18 protein-coding genes are annotated in these 13,947 nt (G+C 62.6%); 14 read left to right on the top strand and 4 right to left on the bottom strand.

Going from position 1 to position 13,947, the window contains the following annotated elements; all coding sequences use genetic code 11:
* Nucleotides 1–112 precede the first annotated feature (112 nt).
* Nucleotides 113–574: a hypothetical protein gene (locus HF949_RS09910; protein WP_292894535.1), complete on the top strand. Its 462-nt coding sequence runs from the start codon at nucleotides 113–115 to the stop codon at nucleotides 572–574.
* 28 nt (nucleotides 575–602) lie between these two features.
* Here HF949_RS09910 and HF949_RS09915 read toward each other — a convergent pair whose 3' ends face one another.
* From HF949_RS09915 to HF949_RS09925, 3 genes are read right to left on the bottom strand one after another with little or no spacing between them, the layout of a single operon-like run.
* A complete protein-coding gene (locus tag HF949_RS09915) occupies nucleotides 603–1,214 on the bottom strand; it encodes a LysE family translocator (RefSeq protein WP_292894538.1) in 612 nt (203 codons plus the stop codon).
* Nucleotides 1,211–1,915, bottom strand: coding sequence for a B3/B4 domain-containing protein (locus tag HF949_RS09920; protein WP_292894541.1), 705 nt, complete (start codon nucleotides 1,913–1,915; stop codon nucleotides 1,211–1,213). Before HF949_RS09920 ends, HF949_RS09915 begins: the two co-directional genes overlap by 4 nt.
* Nucleotides 1,916–1,921: 6 nt before the next feature.
* A complete protein-coding gene (locus HF949_RS09925; RefSeq protein WP_292894543.1) occupies nucleotides 1,922–2,749 on the bottom strand; it encodes a helix-turn-helix transcriptional regulator in 828 nt (275 codons plus the stop codon).
* A gap of 717 nt (nucleotides 2,750–3,466) precedes the next feature.
* Between HF949_RS09925 and HF949_RS09930 the strand changes: the two genes are divergently transcribed.
* Nucleotides 3,467–3,790: a DUF736 domain-containing protein gene (locus HF949_RS09930; RefSeq protein ID WP_292894546.1), complete on the top strand. Its 324-nt coding sequence runs from the start codon at nucleotides 3,467–3,469 to the stop codon at nucleotides 3,788–3,790.
* A gap of 51 nt (nucleotides 3,791–3,841) precedes the next feature.
* On the opposite strand, the gene HF949_RS09935 is transcribed toward HF949_RS09930, so the two are convergent.
* Nucleotides 3,842–4,063, bottom strand: coding sequence for a helix-turn-helix domain-containing protein (locus HF949_RS09935; RefSeq protein ID WP_292894548.1), 222 nt, complete (start codon nucleotides 4,061–4,063; stop codon nucleotides 3,842–3,844).
* 168 nt (nucleotides 4,064–4,231) lie between these two features.
* Here HF949_RS09935 and HF949_RS09940 point away from each other — a divergent pair, with 168 nt between their 5' ends.
* The 12 genes from HF949_RS09940 to trbB all read left to right on the top strand — a co-directional run bounded on the left by HF949_RS09940 (nucleotide 4,232) and on the right by trbB (nucleotide 13,933).
* Nucleotides 4,232–4,501 (top strand): DNA -binding domain-containing protein, encoded by a 270-nt coding sequence (locus HF949_RS09940; protein ID WP_292894551.1) that lies wholly within the window; start codon nucleotides 4,232–4,234, stop codon nucleotides 4,499–4,501.
* Nucleotides 4,502–4,636: 135 nt separating this feature from the next.
* Nucleotides 4,637–4,804, top strand: a complete 168-nt coding sequence (locus tag HF949_RS09945; RefSeq protein WP_292894554.1) for a transcriptional regulator domain-containing protein — start codon at nucleotides 4,637–4,639, stop codon at nucleotides 4,802–4,804.
* Entirely contained in the window at nucleotides 4,773–5,351 is a 579-nt protein-coding gene (locus HF949_RS09950; RefSeq protein ID WP_292894557.1) for a DUF2285 domain-containing protein, read from the top strand. The genes HF949_RS09945 and HF949_RS09950 overlap by 32 nt, the downstream gene beginning before the upstream one ends.
* Before the next feature lie 40 nt (nucleotides 5,352–5,391).
* The gene (locus tag HF949_RS09955) at nucleotides 5,392–6,255 is read left to right on the top strand and encodes a hypothetical protein (RefSeq protein ID WP_292894560.1); all 864 of its coding nucleotides are present in this window, start codon (nucleotides 5,392–5,394) and stop codon (nucleotides 6,253–6,255) included.
* A gap of 169 nt (nucleotides 6,256–6,424) precedes the next feature.
* A complete protein-coding gene (locus tag HF949_RS09960) occupies nucleotides 6,425–6,706 on the top strand; it encodes a helix-turn-helix transcriptional regulator (RefSeq protein WP_292894563.1) in 282 nt (93 codons plus the stop codon).
* 5 nt (nucleotides 6,707–6,711) lie between these two features.
* Nucleotides 6,712–7,170, top strand: coding sequence for a DUF2840 domain-containing protein (locus HF949_RS09965; RefSeq protein ID WP_292894565.1), 459 nt, complete (start codon nucleotides 6,712–6,714; stop codon nucleotides 7,168–7,170).
* A complete protein-coding gene (locus HF949_RS09970) occupies nucleotides 7,167–7,679 on the top strand; it encodes a S26 family signal peptidase (protein ID WP_292894568.1) in 513 nt (170 codons plus the stop codon). Before HF949_RS09965 ends, HF949_RS09970 begins: the two co-directional genes overlap by 4 nt.
* A gap of 3 nt (nucleotides 7,680–7,682) precedes the next feature.
* Nucleotides 7,683–8,318 (top strand): lytic transglycosylase domain-containing protein, encoded by a 636-nt coding sequence (locus HF949_RS09975; protein ID WP_292894571.1) that lies wholly within the window; start codon nucleotides 7,683–7,685, stop codon nucleotides 8,316–8,318.
* Nucleotides 8,319–8,568: 250 nt separating this feature from the next.
* Nucleotides 8,569–10,323 carry a relaxase/mobilization nuclease domain-containing protein gene (locus HF949_RS09980; protein WP_292894574.1) on the top strand — a complete coding sequence of 585 codons (1,755 nt, stop codon included), beginning with the start codon at nucleotides 8,569–8,571 and terminating at the stop codon, nucleotides 10,321–10,323.
* 23 nt (nucleotides 10,324–10,346) lie between these two features.
* Nucleotides 10,347–12,353 carry a conjugal transfer protein TraG gene (locus HF949_RS09985; protein ID WP_292894577.1) on the top strand — a complete coding sequence of 669 codons (2,007 nt, stop codon included), beginning with the start codon at nucleotides 10,347–10,349 and terminating at the stop codon, nucleotides 12,351–12,353.
* Between the two features lie 11 nt (nucleotides 12,354–12,364).
* Complete coding sequence (locus HF949_RS09990) at nucleotides 12,365–12,769, top strand: CopG family transcriptional regulator (RefSeq protein ID WP_292894580.1); 405 nt, start codon at nucleotides 12,365–12,367, stop codon at nucleotides 12,767–12,769.
* Nucleotides 12,770–12,949: 180 nt separating this feature from the next.
* On the top strand, nucleotides 12,950–13,933 hold the full coding sequence (gene trbB / locus HF949_RS09995) for a P-type conjugative transfer ATPase TrbB (RefSeq protein WP_292894583.1): 984 nt from the start codon (nucleotides 12,950–12,952) through the stop codon (nucleotides 13,931–13,933).
* The last annotated feature ends 14 nt before the right edge of the window (nucleotides 13,934–13,947 follow it).

The raw sequence follows: 13,947 nt of genomic DNA on the forward strand, positions 1-13,947 counted from the left end.
GCTAATCGCATCACCGATCCTGCGCCGGCGCATTCCGGCGCAGTTTTTTCTCCGATAGACTGCGCTAGCGCCGTGGTAGTGATTGATTGCGTTCCATCAAAGGAGGCCGCCTATGTTCCTCTCGGCCGCCCTCAGCATCCTCGGCCTCGGCGTCATCGTCTACGTGCTCTTCACGTTGGCCGTCTACGCGCTGCCCTTCTTCGTCGCGATGACGGTCGGTCTCTATGTTTATGAAAGCGAGGCGGGCGTCCTCGCGACCATCATCGCCGCGTTCCTGTCGGGCGCTGCGACGCTGATCCTGGGACAGATCGCCTTCGCCACGGTTCGATCTGTTCCGATCAGACTGGCGATCGGCGCGTTCTACACGATTCCAGCTGGTGTCGCCGGGTTCCACGCGATCAAAGGGCTGTCCAAGCTTGGCGGCGCTGGCGAGACCTCAACGTTCGTCTTAGCATGGATAGGTGCCCTGATAGTCGGGATCACGGCTTGGGCACGGATCGCATCTCTCACTGAACCAGGAGAAAACGCAACGGCATATAGGCTCGGCAAGCGGCGTTTGATCAACGATGGATGACGGTTTTTTCGAGAGAGCTGAAGTGCGGTTATCGCCCAGTGAAAGCAAGTTTGAATCCCAGCAGCGCGAATGAGGCGGCGAAAGTTCCTCGCAACCAAGCCATGGCTCGAGGCTTCGAAAGAACGTGCTTGCGAAGGGCGGAAGCGAAAGCGCCATAGAGGGCGAAGGCCGCAAATGTCATTGCCATAAAGACCAACGCTAAGAAGAACATCTGCCGGGTGGCGTCGGAGGCACCCACAGGAACAAACTGTGGGAGGAAGGCAAGAAAGAAAACGGACAGCTTTGGATTTAGCACATTCAAGAGCACGCCGTCTTGTATGAGCATTCGAACAGGAGCCTTGGTGTTCCGACCTTCGATTGTCAGCGCACCGCGGCCTCGCCAGACGTTCCACGCCATCCAGATAAGATAGGCCACTCCGGCCGCCTTAACGACCTGAAAAGCTACTGCGCTGGCATGCAGAAGTGCCGCGAGGCCCAGGATTGAAGCTACCATGTGCGGAACGATACCGAGTGTACAGCCGAGAGCGGCAACAAAGCTCGGACGCAGGCCCTGACCAATCGCAACCGCTAGCGTATAAACGACGCCCGTTCCTGGAATCAGAACGACGACGAGTGCGGTGACCAGAAACTCCCAACTCATATGTCTTCCTCTTCCGGTTGGAAGTGTCCCACACCGCTGCGCAAAATGCCCTTCCGAACCACGGCACCTGCTTCGGTAAACAGTTCCGACAATGTGTCGCGCGCTGCCACGACATCGGCTTCGGCCTCGTCATGCAGCCCCTCGATGACAACCAGAACCCTTTGCGTATCCGGCGAGACGGCAGATGCCGCACTCTGCCGGTTGGTCCAGCGCCGGGCATGAGCCACGCCCGCGTCATCGGCGAAAACGACCTCGCCAGGATTGGGGTGTTCGATCGAACCCCCAAAGGTCGAATATGTCTCGGCGCCAGTTGCGTATCGTACAGTCAGATTGCCTGCGATCCGGTCCAGGTCGAAGGCTGCAACGGGTACGGCAAGGGCGGCCGATGTCGCGTTACAGGCGTCCACTACCGGATTGAGCGTGGGCAGATCTCCGTCTTTGCGCAGCCGACGCAACAGCGCTTCGGATGCGCAACGGTACTGTGTGGGCTTCAGCCCCATCGCCGAGAAGGCCGCGCGCCAAGCCCGTATTGCGAGAATCTCGCTCTCTGATCCGCCTGCAAGGCGACAAAGGGCATCGCCATGCAAATGCGCGATCTGGTCGGTCAGGTCGATGTTTTCCGGCAGGTCACGGATGAGGACGAGGCTTGTAAATAGGCTGGGAAACTTCTTCCCGATTTCAGGATCGTATCGAAAGATCATGGGGCCTCATACCCCGCGCCCGCGCTCCCCGTCTTGAACGATAGTGGCGTTGGCCGATCTGTAGTGGCCGGGCGGCAGGCCGAATTGCCGGACAAATGACCGAGTCAGATGGCTCTGGTCCGCAAAGCCCAGATCAAGAGCAACTTCTGCCGGGGTGCTTCCCGCAGCCAATGCCCGTCGGGCGAGGCGAAGTCGCATTTGCATCGCGTAGTCGTGCGGCGTTGCGCCGACCTCTCTGCGAAACCGGCGCAGCGCGCCCGTACGGTGCATGCCCATCAGGCCTGCCACCTCATCCAGCGAGGGCGGAGCGTCAGGCCGATCACGAATGCGCTCCAGCACGAGGGTTGTTGCGCGGGACGGGCCGCGATCGCCGGCCGGCCGCTTCTTCAACAGAACATCGCTGAACAAAGTCGTCAGCGCCTCTTCCGCTACGGCCTCCTCGCCGGCGCGAAGCGCCACAAGTGCATGTTCGAGATGAGTCAGCAGGGATGGCGCCGATCTAGCAGCAAAACCGAGCTCCCGACCGGCGGCTTGCGTTCCGGCCATACGCGCGACGGTCGTCGGTTCGACGAATATCATGTCCCAGCACCGCGACGCGCCGATTGGCGCACCGTCGTGGATCTCGTTCGGGCTGACGGCGATCACGTCACCTTGGCCTGCCTCAACTTGGCCGGATTCCGACCAAGACATATGTCCTCCGGCCCGCATAATGCCAAGTCCGAACTGGTCATGTGCGTGTCGCGGAAAGCGACGAGCCGAACAGATCGAAAAAACTTCGACGCCCTGAAGGCAGCGGGGTGCGAGGCGAACTCGATGCTCGAGAAATACTGTCATTCCCTTTACTTACCATAGGGTTTTCCGCGGTACATCAATCAATCTCCGCAAGTCGGTGCAACGCATCCACCTCTCACCGAGTGAAGCCATACCAGCCGGTTCAGTCGGGGACGCTTCGGCGACGGCGCATGTATTCAACGGTGGACGTCCGACCAATGACGGCTAGCAAAACCATCAACTGCCATCTCGCATGCTGTTCATTCGTGTGATCTTGGCCGGGAAGAGGGATCGCATTATTTGGAGCCGAGGGCCTGTTCAAGGATGGTTGCAGAAGACTCACTTCGGGGGGGCGGCAAGAAACCGTGGATTGGGACCGGCGTCGCGAGGCGCGCGTTCTGCTGAATGGAGCGATGTACCTCCGACCGTCGCATGCCAGAGCCTGTCTTCGCACGATCATCAGTGCCGCGGTCTTGCCGGTCACGACAGGCAGCCTTCATTTCTTCTCCGACGCTTCGACACCCACGCCCGTCACGGCCTCTCATGGCTTGATCTGGCCGGGGTCGGCTGACGCCTCGACCGCCTTGTCCGCAACGGCACGGCCGGAACTTTCTTCCCCTGGGCTCACGCCCATTCCTCGCGGGCACAAGAAACTTCCGTCCGCGCCGTCCTCCACTGGCGTTTCGGGCCTAACGGCTGCGTCGGCGGATCGCCCCGGCCCTGCGATCACCATCGAGGCCGCGACGGGCGCGGGCTCGAAAACCTAAAGGAGAACTGAAAATGGCTACCATCGGCACCTTCAAGAAGTCCGGCAACGAATTCACCGGCGAAATCGTCACCCTCAACGTCCAGGCCAAGAATGTCCGCATCGTCCCGGAGACGGGCCAGACCAGCGAGAACGCCCCCAGCCACCGCGTCCTGGTCGGACGCGCCGAAATCGGAGCAGCCTGGTCCAAGCAGTCGAACGAGGGTCGCGACTATCTCGGCCTCAAGCTGGACGATCCGAGCTTCACCGCTCCGATCTACGCCAACCTCTTCGACGATGAAGACGGCGAAGGCTACAGCCTCATCTGGTCCCGTCCCAACCGCCGCAACGGCGACTGAGCGACCGGCAGCAGGCCCCGCCCGGACACCTGGGCGGGGCTTTTCTCCGCGTTACTGCTTCTCGTCTTCGTCTTCCAGCAGTGCGGCCGGTTTCACATCGAGCGCCAGCGCGACGTGCCAAAGCGTGACGATGGTCACATTTTGCTGGCCCCGCTCCATCGCCGACACATGCGCACGGTCGACGCCCATCTTCGCAGCCAGCGCACCCTGGCTGAGATCGCGTTTCGTGCGATAAATTCTGAGATTTCTTCCGAAAAGTTCCTTGATATCCATCCGCACGATAAATGCGGATCGCGTATTTTGATGCGACGCACTATAATACGCGGACGCTAGCGCCAACGTCAGCAGTCTGTCGGAGATCAGCGATTTCAACCCACCGGCAGTTGAGGGTGATATGGTTTCTGGTTCATTAATATTAACGCTTGTGCGACAGGACCAACCATGACGACCACGCAGACGCAAATCGCCGACGCTCCACCGGACGAGGCGGGTTTGACGGTATACGACCGCGATCACTTGAAACTCTATATGCGCCTGCTGGACGCCGAGAGCGCCGGCGCGACGCTGGAAGAGGTGTCATCCGTGCTGTTGGGAATAGACGCCACGGCGGAACCCGAACGCGCCCGGCGCGTGCGCGACAGCCATTTGAGCCGCGCCCGCTGGATGACCGAACAGGGCTATCGCGAGATTCTCAAGCACGGCCTGCCGTGACTTAGCGAACGGGTGATGCGCATACCGGATCATCTTATGCGCGCCCTCTCACTAGCCAAATTCAACTTCCGGCGGAATCATCCAGGCCGAGAAACGTCATCTGTCTGCGGGGGCTAGTCTGTGAGGAGGACGGCCATGTCCAAGGATTGGCTCGACAACAGCATCTACGATCATTTCGACGACCTCGACCTTTCCGGGCTGGCCTGGGAATGTCTGAGGCGGAACGAAAGCTACCGATCCGACTACGCCGCAAGGGAGGGCGACAGCGCCTGTGCCGCTTGGGGCCTTCGATTTCGCGGTTGATCCGGAGTGCGACCCACCCGCCGCGCCGGTCTTCTGGAACGCCGCCGATGCGCCGGCGATCGTCAATCAGATCGCTTCCGCACATCAATTCGGTGACAAAGTCTCAAGCATTCGAACCCTTCCGGTCGTCGCACGCGCTACCGATTCCGAGTTCATCTGGCTCAAGCTCGATAACGGCGCTCAACTTGTCGCCAGGAGCTTTGCGGACGACGCCGACTTCGGTGTCGTCGTGCCGTTCGACGACGCTTGGGCCGTCCATCTCGCCGCCGCCGACAGGCTCTATCGTCATCTCAGGGGACTGCCGGTCGAGCATCCGCTGACGCGCCAACGTCGCCAGCGCTTGAAACATGCGCTCAGAACCGTTGACGCGGTGCATCAGGGCGCGACCTACCGCATGATCGCCGTCACTTTTTACGGCGAACCGCGAGTGTCGGACGAACCGTGGAAGACCAACGCGCTCAAGTCCCAAATCGCGCGCCTCGCTGCATACGGACGCAGAATGATTGACAAGGGGTATCGAAGGCTTTTGCAGGGTAAACATCGATAGAGAACTGTGAACATCGCGAAGTTTTCGTTATGTTCTCGCCATGACACAGCCTTCTCAAAACCTCGATTCAAGCACCGTAAAGATACTCGGCCGGACGCGTCGCCTGCTAACCCACCAGCGCGCAGTCTTTGATCAGATATTCCACAGCGGTGGCGGCTATGTTCTCGACTTTTCCGACAGGACGATAGCCGAATGGTTCGAAGAGAGCTTCGGCCTCGACATCTTTCAGGCTCGATTTCAACTCGAGGGCACGAGCAAGGGAAAGACGCTGCGGGGTTTCGTCGAGGTCGCGGAGCCACGGCTCGTCGCGCATGTTCTCCGCACGCTCTGGGCCTATAGGTGCGGCCTCTCCGACTATGTCGAAACCAAAGAAGCCGAAGAAGCCCGCCTGAAATCCTGGCTTGAACAGTTCACGACCGATCTGGAGAACGCATCTACGTTGAAGCTCGACGACGCGTTCAAGGACTTTTCCGGCGACACGACACTTCCCAAGCTCCGCGCTTCTATTGCTGCCGACCTCGTCGCCGAAAAGCCCGACGTCGCGCTCGACCGCGTGCATACCTACTGTGTCAAACGGTTCCGCGACTTGCTGTCATCGCGCAGGCAGCCTGTCGATGCGAAGACGCCGCTGCACGCCATTTTCGGCGCTTATGGCAAGGCGCTGCGTGATGAAGGCGCCGTGAGCGCGTTCGCGCTGCCAACCCTGCGTGTCCAACATAGGCTCTTCGAGGGGCTGAACGAGGCACGCAACAAGCGGTCCTTTGCGCACGATAACGAGCTTCTCGCCGTCTCCGAGGCGCAATTCATTATCGACTGTGTGCTCGCCTCACTCGCTTTCATCGAGCGGTTGGAAGCGGAACGCCAGGCTCCGGCGGCTGGTCCAGCCGACGATTTCCCATTCTGATCAGCAGGCTATCCTCGCCTTTTTACACGCCCTTTTACACGCCCTTCGAGGGGTAGCGTTTTCCCTCTCCCGTCTTCGCCATCCCCCCTGACGGCATTTCTGCGCTTTCCTCGCCTCCGACAGCCCGCCGCAGGTCGCGGCCCGGCACAGCAACCGGAGGCGCTACCCTATGCCCGATCCCAACGCAGGCCTACCGCCACGCTATCTCAGAACCCCCGAAGCCGCCCGGTTTCTCGGTCTTTCCGGCCGCACGCTGGAGAAACATCGCACCTACGGCACCGGCCCCAAATATTCCAAGATCGGCGGGCGCGTCGTCTATTCGCTCGATGACCTGCAGGCCTGGGTCAGCCGGGGCGAGAAGAACTCGACATCCGACGATACCGGCGACACGGTCTTGCCCGCCAAGCGCCACGCGGCAATTTCGCCCGCCTATCGCGACAAGCGCCAGTGAGCGGGATGCGCACCACCGTCGAACTCCTGTGGATCGAAGGGCGGATCGAGCGCTGGATTCGCTTCGGTCACATCGTCCAGGAAACGATCCAGAGCCGAAGCCGCCGCACCGTCGGCTTCGATCCCGGCGCGGTCTTTGCCTTCGTTCGCTGGACAGCCAGTGACTACGGCACGGTCGACAGCAGGATCGATATCCTGCGCGCCGTTGGTCGCGGCGAGGCCTACGCGACCGTCCCTTGCGTTACGCCCGGCGGCGAGAGCCTTCTGCACATCTCCGGCTGGCCGAAGGTCGAGGCGGTGCTCACCATCATCGACCGCATCGAAGCGCTCGCCATCGCGCCTGAGGAAGTCTGCCCGGATCATTGGCGACATGTCCATCATCGGTTGACCGCCGGTCTGACACCGCGCCCTTACACGAAGGCACGCCACGCCGCCTGGCTCAAGCGCCGGGAAATCGAGATATGACCCGCACACGCCGAACACTCTTCCTGGCCGGTGTGGCGATCGGTCTGATTGGCGCTTCGGCGGCCGTACGCAGTGATCCGATCCTCATCTGGAACGCGTCGGCAAGCGTTCCTGTCGGCATCTACGTCGTGACGCCATTGCGCGACCCGCAGGTCGGTTACCTCGCCGTCGTGCGCCCACCCGAAGACCTGTTGAACTGGCTCGTCGCGCGCGGATATCTCGGCCAGGACACACCACTCCTGAAGCACGTCGCGGGCCTTCCGGGCGCAGAAGTTTGCCGTTTCGGCATCACGATCACCATCGATGGCACGAGTGTGGCGACGGCACGGTCGGCTGATCGGCACGGTCGCCCATTGCCGGTCTGGAGTGGCTGCCGGGTGCTGCGCGAAGGAGAAGTCTTCTTCCTAAACAGGCGCGAACCGGCCAGCCTTGACGGGCGATATTTCGGGCCGCTCGACGCCGACACGATCGTCGGTCGGGCGGTTCCGATCTGGACCCGGGAGGATTGAGCCATGTCTCTCCTTCCTCTTTCCGGCCGTCAGTCATCTGTCGCTCGCATGACGATGGCGATGCTCACGATCGCCATCACCGCCGGACCGATTCCGGCATCCGCGGAACCGTCGCAACGTATAACAGATGACCGACCCGCAGCGGTCCGACCGTCTTCTATCGACGTGTTCGTCGCGCAAGCGGCGGCGCGGTTTCACATCCCGGAACGCTGGATTCGCGTCGTCATGCAGGCCGAGAGTGCGGGCAATCGACGTGCGGTCAGCCGCGCCGGTGCGATGGGTCTGATGCAGATCATGCCCGCGACCTGGGCCGAACTTCGTGCACTACATGGGCTCGGCGACGACCCGTTCGACCCGCGTGACAACATCATGGCGGGCGCGGCCTATATCCGCGCCATGTATGATCGCTTCGGCGCGCCCGGCTTCCTCGCGGCATATAATGCCGGTCCGGAACGCTATGCTCAGCACCTCGCCACCGGACGCCCGCTGCCGCGCGAAACACGCGCCTATCTCCGATCGCTGGCGCCGCTGATCGACGCGTCCTTGGTATCGCCATCGCAAGGCGACGGACGGCCGAATGTATCCGACTGGCGTGAAGCGCCGCTGTTCGTCGGGCTCCAAAACCGGGCAGACGAGTGATGATGCCGTGTTTCGCAGCGCGGCGCGTGCTGGCGTGCTCTTTCGCGGGTTTGACGGGAGAGCAAACGGTGGAGGTGTCAACAACGAAGGGATGGCGAGATAAAAGGCGCGGCACCAATGCGCGTTATGTTGTTGTTGTTTTTGGGATTTTTGCACGCCACACGGAGTCGCGCAGTGCCGCGCATAGCGCTTACGCTTTGATATCCAAGGTCTTTTACCGTGCCACTCATCGATCTTGCGGGCATGAAATATGACCGGGCGCGACGATGACCTCCGTATCAAACCTGGCCGTATCCGGGACCGTGGGCCGCGCGGGCGCAAGGCGCAGAGCTTCGTCGGCGAGGTTATGCGTGCGGCCAAAAAAGCCGGCCACACCGGCTATCGTTTCAACGGCGCAAGGCGCACCGGTTCGGCCTCGACTTTCGGGCGCGGGCGGTTCGCGGCGACCGCGCGCAGCCTCTCACGAACCCAGCGCCGTGTCATCGTCAAGGCGCGTGTCGTTCGCCATCGCGGGGCACGTTACCGCTCTGCGCCGCTTGCCAAGCACATCTCCTATCTGAAGCGCGACGGCGTCACACGGGACGGGCGCGACGCGACCATGTTCGATCGCGACGGTGACGCTGACGAACGCGCCTTTGCGAAACGCTGCGAGGGCGACCGACACCACTTCCGCTTCATCGTCTCGCCGGAAGATGCGGGCTCCATGGAAGATCTGCGCGCCTTCACCCGCGATCTCACGGACAAGGCCGCACGCGATCTCGGAACCGATCTCGATTGGGTCGCCGTCGATCATTGGAACACTGACAATCCCCATGTCCATGTTCTGGTTCGCGGCAAGACGGAAGACAGCAAGGACCTCGTCATCTCTCGCGACTATATCGGTCGTGGCTTCCGCGCCCGCGCCGAGGAACTGGTCGGGCTCGAACTCGGGGCCCGCACCCAGCATGAAATCGCGGCAAGCCTCGACACGGAGATCGGCGCCGAGAGCTGGACCGGGCTTGACCGCGCCTTGCGTGCTCTTGCCGATGAAAGCGGCGGCGCCGTTGATCTAAGATCCGGCGCGCCGGAACCATCGGATCCGGAACTGCGTCGGCGATTGATAGGACGCGCACAAACATTGGAACGTCTCGGTCTCGCCGACAGGTTGGCGCCTGCCGTCTGGGAACTGAAACCGGGCATGGAACGCACTCTGCGCGAACTCGGCGAGCGGGGCGACATCATCAGAACCATGCACCGCGCCCTTGCGGACGGTCCCGCGCGATCCCTTTCGGACTTCGCGGTGGAGAGCACTCCAGCCGAACCGATCCTCGGACGACTTGCCGACCGTGGACTACACGACGAACTGACGGGCGAAGCCTATGCCGTCATCGACGGCGTCGACGGGCGGATCCATCACCTGCGCTTTCCCGACCTGGACCGGACCGGCGATACACCCACTGGCGGGATCGTCGAGACGCGATCTTGGATAGCACCCGATGGGGGTGCGGCGCGCCTGTCCCTCGTTGGCCGATCCGATCTTTCTATTGCCGCGCAGATCGACGCGAATGGCGCAACCTGGCTCGATCGTCTGCAATTGGCGAAGGACCGGGTGCCCTTGAGCGGGAACGGGTTCGGCGCGGAAGTGCGCGACGCGCTCGAACGGCGGGACGATCATCTCGTCGCAGAGGGCTTGGCGACCCGGCAAGGCCGGCGCGTCACGTTTGCCCGCGACCTGTTGGTGACCCTGCGCAAACGCGAACTCGATGCGGCCGCGACGAAGCTCGCGGCCAAGACCGGCCTTCCGCGCAGAATCACGAGCGAGGGCGAGGCTGTCGTCGGCACCTATCGCCAGCGCCTCGATCTCGCCTCGGGCCGCTTCGCCATGATCGACGACGGGATGGGCTTCGAACTCGTGCCCTGGAAACCCCAACTCGAAAAGCATCTCGGCAAGACCGTCACCGGGACCATGACACCGGGCGGTGGCGTGGATTGGTCGCTCGGCCGCAAACGCGGCCTCGGTATCTGAGTCAAAAGGATGGACACGACACGATGACGCAAGACCCTCGCCAGTCACCCGCCACCGCGATCCTCTGGGGCCAGATCGTCATCGTCTCCGCCGTCGCGCTGATCTTCGTCTGGGCCGCGACGCAATGGACAGCCTGGCGGCTCGGTTTCCAGCCGCAACTTGGCGCACCCATGGCCGAACTCTTTGGCTGGCCGGTCTATCCGCCTTGGAACTTCTTTGTCTGGTGGTACTTCTACGACGCCTACGCGCCTCGCGTATTCGTCGAAGGCGCCATCATCGCCGGATCTGGCGGGATCGCCGTGATCGGTGTCGCCATCTTCCTCTCGGTCCTGCGCGCTCGCGAAGCGCGCGACGTCACCACCTACGGCTCGGCTCGTTGGGCAGACCGGAAGGACGTGACGACCAGCGGGTTGCTCTCGCCGGACGGTGTCGTGCTCGGTCGCTTCGAACAGCGCTATCTTCGTCACGACGGTCCCGAGCATGTGCTCTGCTTCGCGCCTACGCGATCCGGCAAAGGCGTCGGTCTGGTCGTGCCCTCGCTCCTGACCTGGCCGGGGTCTGCAATTGTCCACGACATCAAGGGCGAGAACTGGCAGCTCACCGCCGGTTGGCGGTCGCGTTACTCGCGCGTGTTGCGGTTCGATCCCACCGATCCGAACTCCTCCCGCTACAATCCACTGCTGGAAGTCCGGCGCGGCGACAGCGAGGTGCGTGACGTCCAGAACGTCGCCGACATCCTGGTCGACCCCGAAGGTCTGCTGGAACGGCGGAACCACTGGGAAAAGACCAGCCATTCGTTGCTCGTCGGCGCGATCCTGCACGTGCTCTATGCGGAAGCGGACAAGACGCTCGCCGGCGTCGCCGCTTTTCTGTCCGATCCACGCCGACCGATTGCCGCGACACTGACCGCCATGATGCGCACGCCACATCTGGGCGACCGGCCCCATCCCGTCGTCGCGCAGGCCGCGCGCGAACTCTTGAACAAATCCGAGAACGAACGCTCCGGTGTGCTGTCGACCGCGATGAGTTTCCTCGGTCTCTATCGAGACCCGGTCGTCGCGAAGGTCACCAATCGCTGTGACTGGCGCATCCGTGATTTGGTTGAAGGCAAGAGCCCCACTACACTCTACCTTGTCGTGCCGCCCTCAGACATCTCTCGGACCAAACCCTTGGTTCGCCTCGTGCTCAATCAGATCGGCCGCAGGCTGACAGAGGAACTGAATGCGCCGAACCGCAGGCACAGGCTCTTGCTCATGCTCGATGAGTTCCCGGCGCTCGGCCGACTGGACTTCTTCGAGAGCCAGCTCGCCTTCATGGCCGGATACGGCCTCAAGGCCTTCCTGATCGCCCAGTCGCTGAACCAGATTGAGAAAGCCTACGGGCAGAACAATGCCATCCTTGACAATTGCCACGTCCGGGTCGCCTTCGCCACCAATGACGAGCGCACCGCAAAACGCGTCTCGGACGCGCTCGGCACCGCCACCGAGATGCGGGCGATGAAGAATTATGCAGGTCACCGGCTCTCGCCCTGGCTCGGTCATCTCATGGTCTCGCGGCAGGAAACGGCCCGTCCGCTGCTAACCCCCGGCGAGATCATGCAGCTCCCCCCGGATGACGAGGTCGTGCTCGTCTCCGGCGCACCGCCGATCCGGGCGAAGAAGGCGCGCTACTATTCGGACCCACAGTTCAAGCAACGTATCGTGGCGCCACCCAAGCCGAAATCCTCGAATGGAGAGGCAGGGATCGATTCCGACACAGACGATTGGAGTGATCGCCCGCCGATCACAGCCCCGGCGCCAGCGTCCAAAAATTCGGGAAGCAATGAGGACAGCGACGGCGGCGTGCGCCGCGAACCTGATTTGCCCGAGCACGAAGAAATCGCACCGGAAACGACGCCAGCGCGCGAAGAATTTGCTGTACTCGACGAGGAACCCGACGACGAGGCGCAGCGGACCAAGGAACTGCAGGGACGGTTCCGCGGTGTCGCCCGTCAGGCGGCGCTCGATCCCGATGACGGGATCGAGCTCTAGGAGAGGCCGGGATGAGGAAAGACAGATTGAATGTTTATTTCGATCCGGCGCTTTCGCCGGAGCTGGATGCGCTTGCCGCACGTCGCAGAGTCTCCAAATCGGCTGTCGTCGAGGCGGCGCTGGCCTCCTACCTCTCGCCCGATGCCGCTGAGCAGAACGAGGCCGCGATCGTGCGCCGCCTTGACCGGCTGACTCGCGCCATCGAGCGGCTTGAGCGGGATGTGTCGATCGGCAATGAGGCACTCGCGCTCTTCGTCAAGTTCTGGCTGACCACCACCCCACCGCTTCCGGACACCATGCGCAATGCCGCCAACGCCAAGGGGCGCGAACGCTACGAGGGATTCGTCGAGACACTCGGCCGGCGGCTGGCGAAGGGGAACACGCTGACGAAAGAGGTGTCGGAGAATATCGAGTGATTCGACCGATCCCCGTAAGGGCTTCACTAAGCAAGCTACCTTCGACAGCTCTGTCGACTTGACCGGTCTTCTCATTCMCCTGCCTTTGCCCGCCACAGCCCTACTACGCCCTCAACACTGTTGCCGCTGACCTGAGAACGGTCTTCTTGATGCGCCTCGTAACCAATTGCGGGGCCGCGAATGACCGTCCAACCTTTTCAGACAGAAGCGATCCAGCGCGGCTCCCGCATGCTCCGTACGGCGCTCGGGTCACACGTTGCCACGTGGCTCGAGGACACCACCGTCGTCGAAGTCATGCTCAACCCGGACGGACGGCTCTGGGTGGATCGACTCAGTGAAGGGCTCGCGGATACCGGGGAGCGGTTGTCGGCCGCCGATGGCGAGCGGATCGTTCGCCTGGTCGCGCATCATGTCGGCGCTGAGGTCCATGCGGGAGCCCCACGTGTGTCGGCGGAGCTGCCCGGGACGGGGGAACGGTTCGAGGGGCTGCTACCGCCGGTCGTTGCCGCACCCGCCTTCGCGATCCGCAAACCCGCTGTCGCCGTCTTCACCCTCGACGACTATGTCCGCGCGAACGTCATGGATGCGGACGCCGCCGAAGCGTTGCGCGAGGCGATCGCCATGCGCGCCAACATCCTCGTCGCCGGCGGCACATCGACCGGCAAGACCACCCTGACCAATGCGCTTCTTGCCGAAGTCGCCAAAGGTTCAGACCGCGTGGTGCTGATCGAGGACACGCGCGAACTGCAATGCCTGACACCGAACCTCGTAGCGCTACGTACCAAGGACGGGGTCGCCACACTCTCCGACCTGGTGCGTTCATCGCTGCGATTGCGCCCCGACCGTATCCCCATCGGTGAAGTGCGGGGCCCCGAAGCGCTCGATCTCCTGAAGGCCTGGGGCACTGGTCATCCGGGCGGTATCGGCACCATCCACGCCGGCACAGCGATCGGCGCACTGCGCCGCCTCGAACAGCTCATCCAGGAAGCCGTCGTCACGGTGCCGCGTGCGCTCGTCGCCGAGACGATCGACATCATCGCCGTACTCGCAGGCCGAGGACCCGACCGCCGGCTCGCGGAACTCGCCCGCGTCACCGGCCTCGATACCACGGACGACTACGCCCTCGAACCTATCCTCAGCCAACCCGAAGGAGACCTATCGTGATCCGTCTATTACCC

Origin of the sequence: Nitratireductor sp. (genome assembly GCF_017794765.1) — a bacterium.
Taxonomy (GTDB): domain Bacteria; phylum Pseudomonadota; class Alphaproteobacteria; order Rhizobiales; family Rhizobiaceae; genus Nitratireductor.